This window comes from Mycobacterium sp. (assembly GCF_036488105.1).
Lineage (GTDB): Bacteria > Actinomycetota > Actinomycetes > Mycobacteriales > Mycobacteriaceae > Mycobacterium.
Map to the genome: position 1 here is coordinate 1 of NZ_DASXHW010000333.1, position 7688 is coordinate 7688.

General features: G+C 66.9%; 9 protein-coding genes. 4 read left to right on the plus strand and 5 right to left on the minus strand.

Features of this window, described 5'->3' with window-relative positions:
- The 3 genes from rsmA to VGH54_RS17605 all read right to left on the minus strand — a co-directional run.
- Nucleotides 1-630: 16S rRNA (adenine(1518)-N(6)/adenine(1519)-N(6))-dimethyltransferase RsmA (gene rsmA / locus VGH54_RS17595; RefSeq protein WP_414688736.1), on the minus strand; the 630-nt coding region annotated here is incomplete at its 3' end.
- On the minus strand, nucleotides 594-1721 hold the full coding sequence (locus tag VGH54_RS17600) for a transglycosylase family protein (protein ID WP_331513358.1): 1128 nt from the start codon (nucleotides 1719-1721) through the stop codon (nucleotides 594-596). The genes rsmA and VGH54_RS17600, both read right to left, overlap by 37 nt.
- 138 nt (nucleotides 1722-1859) lie before the next feature.
- Nucleotides 1860-2705: a TatD family hydrolase gene (locus VGH54_RS17605; protein WP_331513359.1), complete on the minus strand. Its 846-nt coding sequence runs from the start codon at nucleotides 2703-2705 to the stop codon at nucleotides 1860-1862.
- A gap of 32 nt (nucleotides 2706-2737) precedes the next feature.
- Between VGH54_RS17605 and metG the strand changes: the two genes are divergently transcribed.
- Nucleotides 2738-4279: a methionine--tRNA ligase gene (gene metG, locus VGH54_RS17610; RefSeq protein ID WP_331513360.1), complete on the plus strand. Its 1542-nt coding sequence runs from the start codon at nucleotides 2738-2740 to the stop codon at nucleotides 4277-4279.
- Here metG and VGH54_RS17615 read toward each other — a convergent pair.
- Together VGH54_RS17615 and VGH54_RS17620 are read right to left on the minus strand one after the other, a co-directional pair.
- Complete coding sequence (locus VGH54_RS17615; protein ID WP_331513361.1) at nucleotides 4267-4641, minus strand: hypothetical protein; 375 nt, start codon at nucleotides 4639-4641, stop codon at nucleotides 4267-4269. The genes metG and VGH54_RS17615 overlap by 13 nt on opposite strands.
- Nucleotides 4642-4660: 19 nt before the next feature.
- The gene (locus tag VGH54_RS17620; protein WP_331513362.1) at nucleotides 4661-5125 is read right to left on the minus strand and encodes a DUF1772 domain-containing protein; all 465 of its coding nucleotides are present in this window, start codon (nucleotides 5123-5125) and stop codon (nucleotides 4661-4663) included.
- Nucleotides 5126-5225: 100 nt separating this feature from the next.
- On the opposite strand from VGH54_RS17620, the gene VGH54_RS17625 reads away from it, so the two are divergent.
- The 3 genes from VGH54_RS17625 to VGH54_RS17635 form a co-directional block, all read left to right on the plus strand.
- Complete coding sequence (locus VGH54_RS17625; RefSeq protein WP_331513363.1) at nucleotides 5226-5804, plus strand: TetR/AcrR family transcriptional regulator; 579 nt, start codon at nucleotides 5226-5228, stop codon at nucleotides 5802-5804.
- 86 nt (nucleotides 5805-5890) lie between these two features.
- Nucleotides 5891-7066: an NAD(P)/FAD-dependent oxidoreductase gene (locus VGH54_RS17630; RefSeq protein WP_331513364.1), complete on the plus strand. Its 1176-nt coding sequence runs from the start codon at nucleotides 5891-5893 to the stop codon at nucleotides 7064-7066.
- Nucleotides 7060-7688 (plus strand): sigma-70 family RNA polymerase sigma factor (locus VGH54_RS17635; RefSeq protein WP_414688737.1); only part of this gene is annotated, 629 nt, incomplete at its 3' end. The genes VGH54_RS17630 and VGH54_RS17635, both read left to right, overlap by 7 nt.

Genomic DNA, 7688 nt, shown 5'->3' on the forward strand with positions numbered 1-7688 from the left:
CCGCGGGATCGGCCAGAACACGGTTGGCGACACCATGCCGTGACGGCGGACCTGCCCATGGAAACGCACTTTGACGCTGGGCACCCCATATTCCTTGCCGCCCGGTTCGGCGGCCAGTCGTTCGGCGACCTCGGCCTGCACCATCACCATCACGGTTCGCAGCGAAGGGAATTCGGCAAGCAGGTGCAGCAGCGCGGGCACCGCAACGTTGTAGGGAAGGTTCGCCACCACCGCTGTCGGCTCGGAAGCCAGATCGCCCGGGCCGATCGACAGTACATCGCGGTTGATCACGGTCAGCCGCTGAATCTCGCTGTGCGAATGCTCGGACACGGTCTGCGGCAGCCGGTCGGCGAGCACCGGGTCGATCTCGACGGCGCTCACCGTGCAGCCGCGGTCCAGCAGGGCCAGCGTCAGCGACCCAAGACCGGGCCCGACTTCCAGGACGTGGTCGTTGCGGTTGACTCCGGATGCCGACACAATCCGGCGCACCGTGTTGGCGTCATGAACGAAGTTCTGCCCCAACGATTTACGCGGCCGGAATTCGAGTTCCTTGGCCAACCGTCGGATTTCGGTCCGTCCAAGCAGCCGGATGGTCAGCGTCCACCCGCTCGTCCGCTGCACACCGGCCAGGCGCCCCAGCCCTGACGGGCCTGCGTCACCTGTGCGACGGCGATCTGCTCTTCCCGCGACGCCAGGTCGGCACGCGGCGCGAACCGCAGCCCGCCATTGCGCTCCCAAGTGCTCTGGTCGAACTGCACACCGCCGTAGTAGCCGTTACCGCTGTTGATCGCCCAGTTTCCGCCGGCCTCGCAACGCGAGATCGCGTCCCAGATCTCGCCGTTGGCGATCGGCGGCAGTTCGGTGCCGGGTTTGGTGCCGACCCGCACGACCGCCTCGCGGGCGGGTGCGATGACGTGGCTGGCCACCGGCAGGCGACCGGTCTCGATGCCGTTGACCGTGGACACCGAGAAGGTCACGTCCTGAGTGCCCGGGGTGCCCGGGTCCTCGACGATCTCTTTGCTGATGTTCATCTGCGGGTCCTCGATCCGATGCCTGGCCGGAATCAGCGGCACTCGCGCGGTGACCTTCTCGATCCGGTTGCGGGTCACCTGGATGTGCATGCCGTCGATCACCGGTGCTGCCGCGCCGGGGGTAACCTGGTCGCTCTGTTCCAACGGCGCGTTGACGCCGGCCAGCAGGTCGCCGACCCGGGCCGCGGCCAGGTGCACGGTGCGGACCACCCCGGCGTCGTCGAGCTCGACCGTCTTGGCGCTGACCACCGGCAGGGCCATCCCGGCCAGCGGAACGCGGCTGCCCCGCGACGCCGCGGCCGGTGCCGTGTCCGTCATCGACAGCTGCGCCAGTGCCTCGTCGACCGTGGAGGCCGTCGTCCAGACCTGCTTGCTGTTCTGGCCGTCCAGCGAGATATCCAGCGGACGGCTGCGCCGCAGCACGATGTTGGCGTCGCTGGAGACCCGCTGACCGGCGGCCGGGTACAGGTCGTCCCGCTCGCTGACGGTGAACCCGTTCTCCTTGATGATGTCGATCACCCGTGACTTCATGGTCGTCACGGTCATTGCGGTGCCATCGACGCTCAACGTCACCGTCTTGTAGTCGGCGACCGCGAAGGCACCGGCGAACGCCAGGGCCAGCAGAAAACCTGCTACGAGAAGCCGCAAAGCCGGTGAGGGAGCCTGATGGAGCTTCGTGATTACATTCAACGCGCGTTTTATCCCCGACCTCAGAAACAACTGGCGTAACAAAGAAAAGGGGCCACTCGGGCCCCCACCGTTCGATCACAAGACGGTAACGACATTCCCTGACTAAGGCAACTTGGACGGGGTCGCCTTTACCGGCTTTTAATCCCCCACCGCCAAACCGTAGGTCCGGTGGGCGTTGACGGTGGTGAGCTCGGCCAGCTCTTCGGGGGGACGATCCATCAGCTCCGACAGCGCCCGCACGGTGTAGGGCAGGCAATACGGCTCGTTCGGGGCGCCCCGGTATGGGTGCGGCGTCAGGAACGGTGCATCCGTCTCCACCAGCAGTTGAGTCGCCGGTACCAGCGGGACGGCGTCGCGCAACTCACGCGCGTTGCGGAAGCTGACCGTTCCAGACAGGCTGACCAGCCAGCCGGCGTCGGCGCAGGCGCGCGCCAATGCCTCCCCCGACGAGAAGCAGTGAAAGATCACGGTGTCCGGCGGGTCCTCGGCGCGCAGCACGTCAAGCACCTCGGCGTCGGCCTCGCGGTTGTGAATCATCAGCGGTTTGCCGGTCCGCTTGGCCAGGTCGATATGCCACGCGAAGGCCTCCCGCTGCACGGCCGGGTCGGCGCAGCCCTCGAGCTTTCCGGGCCAGTAGAGGTCCATGCCGGTCTCGCCGATCGCCACCACCCGCGGGTGGGCCGCCAACCGCTCGATCTCGGCCCGGGCGGCGTCGGTCAGCGCGTCGGCGCGGGTGGGGTGCAGTGCCACCGCCGCATACACGCGCGGATCCCATTCGGCGGCCTGGGTCACCCAGCGCGCCGACGCCAGGTCGTCGGCGATGGTGACCACCGCGGTCACCCCGACGGCCGCCGCGCGATCGACGATGGCGTGCACGCCGTCCGCGTCCTTCGCCCCGCAGGCATCCAGGTGGGTGTGCGCGTCGATCAGCGGGCTCAACCGTTGCGGTGCCGGTGGCGGCTGACGTTTGGAGCTCACGCGCACACAATAGAGCGCGGCAAATAGGGTGAGGGGCAATGAACCCGTACTACGTCACCACCGCCATTACGTACCCCAATGGCGATCCGCACGTCGGTCATGCCTACGAGTACATCGCCACCGACGCGATCGCCCGGTTCAAGCGGCTGGACGGCTTCGATGTCCGGTTTCTGACCGGCACCGACGAGCACGGCCTCAAGATGGTCGAAACCGCTGCGGCCGAAGGCATTCCGACCGCCGAGCTGGCCCGGCGCAACTCCGACGTCTTCCAGCGCCTGCAGCAGAAGCTGAACATCTCCTTCGACCGGTTCATCCGCACCACCGACGCCGACCACCATGAGGCGTCCAAGGACATCTGGCGGCGGATGGAGGCGTCCGGAGACATCTACCTGGACAGCTACTCCGGCTGGTACTCGGTGCGCGACGAACGGTTCTTCGTCGAGTCGGAGACCGCGCTGGTCGACGGGACACGGATCGCCGTCGAAACCGGCGCACCGGTGACCTGGACTGAGGAGCAGACCTACTTCTTCCGGCTCTCGTCGTACGCCGAAAAGCTGCTGGCGCACTACGCGGCAAATCCCGACTTCATCGCACCCGAGGTGCGGCGCAACGAGGTGGTCAGTTTCGTCTCCGGTGGTCTGCGGGATCTGTCCATCTCGCGCACCTCGTTCGACTGGGGCGTGAAGGTCCCCGACCATCCCGACCACGTCATGTACGTCTGGGTCGACGCGCTGACCAACTACCTGACCGGGGTCGGCTACCCGGATACCGAATCCGATTTGTTCCAACGCTATTGGCCGGCCGATCTGCATATGATCGGCAAGGACATCATCCGGTTCCACACCGTCTACTGGCCCGCGTTTTTGATGTCCGCCGGAATCGATTTGCCGCGAAGGGTTTTCGCGCACGGATTTCTGTTGAACCGTGGCGAGAAGATGAGCAAGTCGGTGGGCAACATCGTCGATCCGAACACCCTGGTCGACACCTTCGGGCTGGATCAGGTGCGTTATTTCCTGTTGCGTGAGGTCCCGTTCGGCCAGGACGGCAGCTACAGCGAAGACGCGATCATCACCCGGATCAACACCGACCTGGCCAACGAGCTGGGTAACCTGGCCCAGCGGTCGCTGTCGATGGTGGCCAAGAATCTCGACGGGGCGGTCCCCACGCCGGGCGAGTTCACCGCCGACGACACCGAACTGCTCACCATCGCCGACGGTCTGCTCGAGCGGGTTCGTGCCGAGTTCGACAGCCAGGCAATGCATGTGGCGCTGGAAGCGATTTGGTTGATGCTCGGCGCGGCCAATAGGTATTTTTCGGCTCAGCAACCCTGGGTGTTGCGCAAGAGCGAGGCAGAGGCGGACCAAGTTCGCTTCGCCACCGCGCTCTACACAACGTGCGAAGTCGTACGCATTGCGGCGTTGCTGATTCAGCCGGTGATGCCCGACTCGGCGAGCAAGCTACTCGACCTGCTCGGCCAGTCACAGGAGCAACGCAGCTTCGCGGCGATCGGCGCGCGGCTCGAGCCTGGCACGGCGCTACCGGCGCCCACCGGGGTGTTTCCCCGCTATCAGGTCGACTGAGTACCCGTGAGGCGAACCCGGACCGTCACGCGCCCGTTCTCGTCGCGATGCGCGACGGCATGTCCGGACTGCTCGATTCCGTCGAGTGTCAACGACATTGGAGCGCCGTCGCCGAGGAAGTTGCGCCACCAGGTCTTGGCGTCGGGCATGTTCGGGACGATCTCGATCTCGCCACCGCGACGGCGGTAGGCCACCGGAATGCTGAACGTGCGTCCCGAACGACGCCCGGTATAAGTGATCAATGTGATGTTGCGCCGCAGCATCTTCCCGAGGCGCGGCGAGGCCGCCAGCGCCACGATCGGCGCGTTGAAGAGCGGCGCCCCGCGCATCAGCAGGCGCCCGAGGTTCGTGCTCATGGCCATGGTGTCGATCCTTTCAGTTTCAGGTCAGCAGCGCTGTGCATAATGCCGTGACTGCCAAGCCTTGCAGGACGGCTCTGATCGTGATGACCCTGTCCCAATTATGTTGCAATTCGCGGGCATTCACCAACGGGTCGGACTGCTCGGCCGCGGCGGTGAGCCGGCGGTTGATCGGCGCGCTCACTCGCAGGTAGATCAGCAGCCACACCACCAGCAGACCGACGGCGACACCGGCGGCGATCGCCTGCACCCAACGATCGGACATGGCGGCGAACACCGCGCTGATCGCCGCGGCCACCAGGCCGAGCACTCCGGGCACCGGCATCCGCCGGTCGCCGTAGCGATGGATGTTGCCCATCACCGCGAGCAGGGCCCGGTCGTCGATGCGGACCAGCGCGGGCCGTTGCACCATCGCGCAGAACACGTCCGTCCCATAGACCACCCCGGTACCCAGCACGGCGACCAACGCGAACAACTTGGCGATCATGACGCGCTCCTCGTCTGTGGCAGGTGTTAGCGACGCTAACCCCCACTGCGCTGTGTGTCAATAGCGCCGCTAGATTTCATATCAGCGCTAACATGACCGCATGGCCATCGAGGATCGCCGGGCGCGTGAGCGAGCCGCCCGACGCCAGCTCATCACCGCAACAGCACGCAAGCTGGCCGAAGAGGAAGGCTGGGACGCCGTCACCACCCGCCGGCTGTCCACTGAGATCGAATACAGCCAACCGGTGCTCTACAAGCACTTCTCGGGCATGGAGGGCATCGTCGCGTCGGTCGCGGTCCAGGGATTCGGCGAACTCCGGGGTGCCCTGGCCGCAGCCCGCGGCGGCGCGGCCGACGATCGGGACGCGCTGGCCCGAGTTGCCCACGCGTTCATCGGTTTTGCCCGCGACAACCCGGCGCTGTTCGACGCGATGTTCATCCGGACCACGACGCTGCCATTCGCCGCCGAGGACACGCCGGCGGAGCTCAATGAGGCGTTTGCCGAACTGCGTGCGGCGGTGGACCGGGTCGCGGGTACCCGCGATCCCGACACGCTTGCCGAAGTGGTGTGGGCATCGCTGCACGGCCTGGTCACCCTCGATCGCAGCAGCCGGCTACGCCCCGACCATCACGCCGAACGGGTCGACACCCTGATCGCCGCACTCGTCGCAACGACGTGAGCCTGGTCACAACGTCTCCAACGCTGTCACAACGGCAGTCGCGGCGGTGTCTTGAGGGCAGCAAACCCGCGAGGACAGGAGACAACATGACCGCCCAACGCACTCACATCGTCGTGATCGGCGGCGGATACGCCGGCACGCTGGCCGCCAACCATCTGCGGCTGCGCGCCGATGTCGACATCACCGTGGTGAATCCGCGGCCGGTTTTCGTCGAGCGAATCCGGTTGCATCAGTTGGTCGCCGGCAGCGGCACCGCCGCCGTCGACTACGGAACCCTACTGGGTGACGGCATTCGGCTCGTCGTCGACAACGCCGATCGGATCAACACCGCGCAGCGCTCCGTCGAGCTGACGTCCGGCACGGTGCTGCACTACGACCACCTGATCTACGCGGTCGGCAGCACCGGCGTAGTTTCCGCTGCGGTGCCCGGTGCTGCCGAATTCGCCTACCCGATAGCCGAATTCGAGCAAGCCGAGCGGCTCCGGGGCGCCCTGGACGAGCTGCATCCCGGCGCACCAATCACCGTCGTCGGCGCCGGGTTGACCGGCATCGAAACCGCCTCCGAACTGGCCGAGCAGGGCAGGACGGTGACCCTGGTCTGCGGCGGAACACTAGGTCCGTCCCTGAGCCACCCGGGCCGCCGTTCGGTGGCCAAGTGGCTGCGCCGCCTCGGTGTGGAGGTGCTGGAAACCGCGAGGGTCGACAAGGTCCGTCCCGACGGGGTGGTGCTGGATGACGGCGCCGTGCTGCGCAGCGCAGTGACGGTCTGGACAGCGGGCTTCGGCGTGCCGGATCTGGCTGTCCGCAGCGGGCTTCGCACAGATGCGCTGGGCCGGTTGCTCACCGATGAGACACTGACCAGCGTGGACGATCCCCGCATCGTGGCGGCCGGTGACGCCGCCGCGCCGTCGGATCAGCCGTTGCGGATGAGCTGCCAGGCGGCGATCCCGCTCGGCGCCCAGGCCGCCAACACGGTGCTCAGCCGGATCGCCGGCACACCGGCCGCGGCGATCAACCAGGCATTCACCGGGCAGTGCATCAGCATCGGCCGCTCGTATGCCACCGTCCAGCTCGCCCGTCCGGACGACACCCCGCTGAACCTGTTTATCGGCGGCCGGTTCGCCGCGTCGATCAAGGAAGCGGTCTGCAAGGGCACGGTATGGGGCATTCGCCGGGAGGCAGCCAAGCCCGGGTGGTACCGCTGGCTCAAGGGCGGCAAGCGGGCGCAGCGGCTGGCGACCGAGCCGGTCACGGTATCGTGACCGCCCCCGACGACCACGCCGAACGCTTCGTGCTGCTGCGGCCGCTGCTGTTTACCATCGCCTACGAAATCCTCGGCTCGACAACCGAATCCGACGACGTTCTGCAGGACAGCTATCTGCGGTGGGCCGACGTGGACCTGTCATCCGTGCACGACACCAAGTCGTATTTGGCCCGGTTGGTCACCCGTCAGGCGCTCAACGCACTGCGCGCCGGCGCGCGCCGCCGAGAAGATTACGTCGGACCGTGGCTGCCCGAGCCACTGCTGCTGGACGAGCAGGATCCGTCGGCCGATGTGGTTCTGGCCGAATCGGTTTCGATGGCGATGCTGGTGCTGCTGGAAACGCTGGGCCCTGACGAGCGCGCGGTGTTCGTGCTGCGCGAGGTGTTCGGCTTCGACTACGACGAAATCGCCTCCGCGGTAGGCAAATCGGCGGCCGCGGTCCGGCAGGTCGCGCATCGGGCCCGCGAACACGTGCAGGCCCGACGCAAACGCTTCGCCCCGGTCGACCCGGAGCAGAACGCGCGGATCGCCGCGGAGTTCATGGCCGCGGCGGCCGGCGGGGATGTGCAGGCGGTGATGTCGATGCTGGCCCCGGACGTGGTGTGGACCGCCGACAGCGG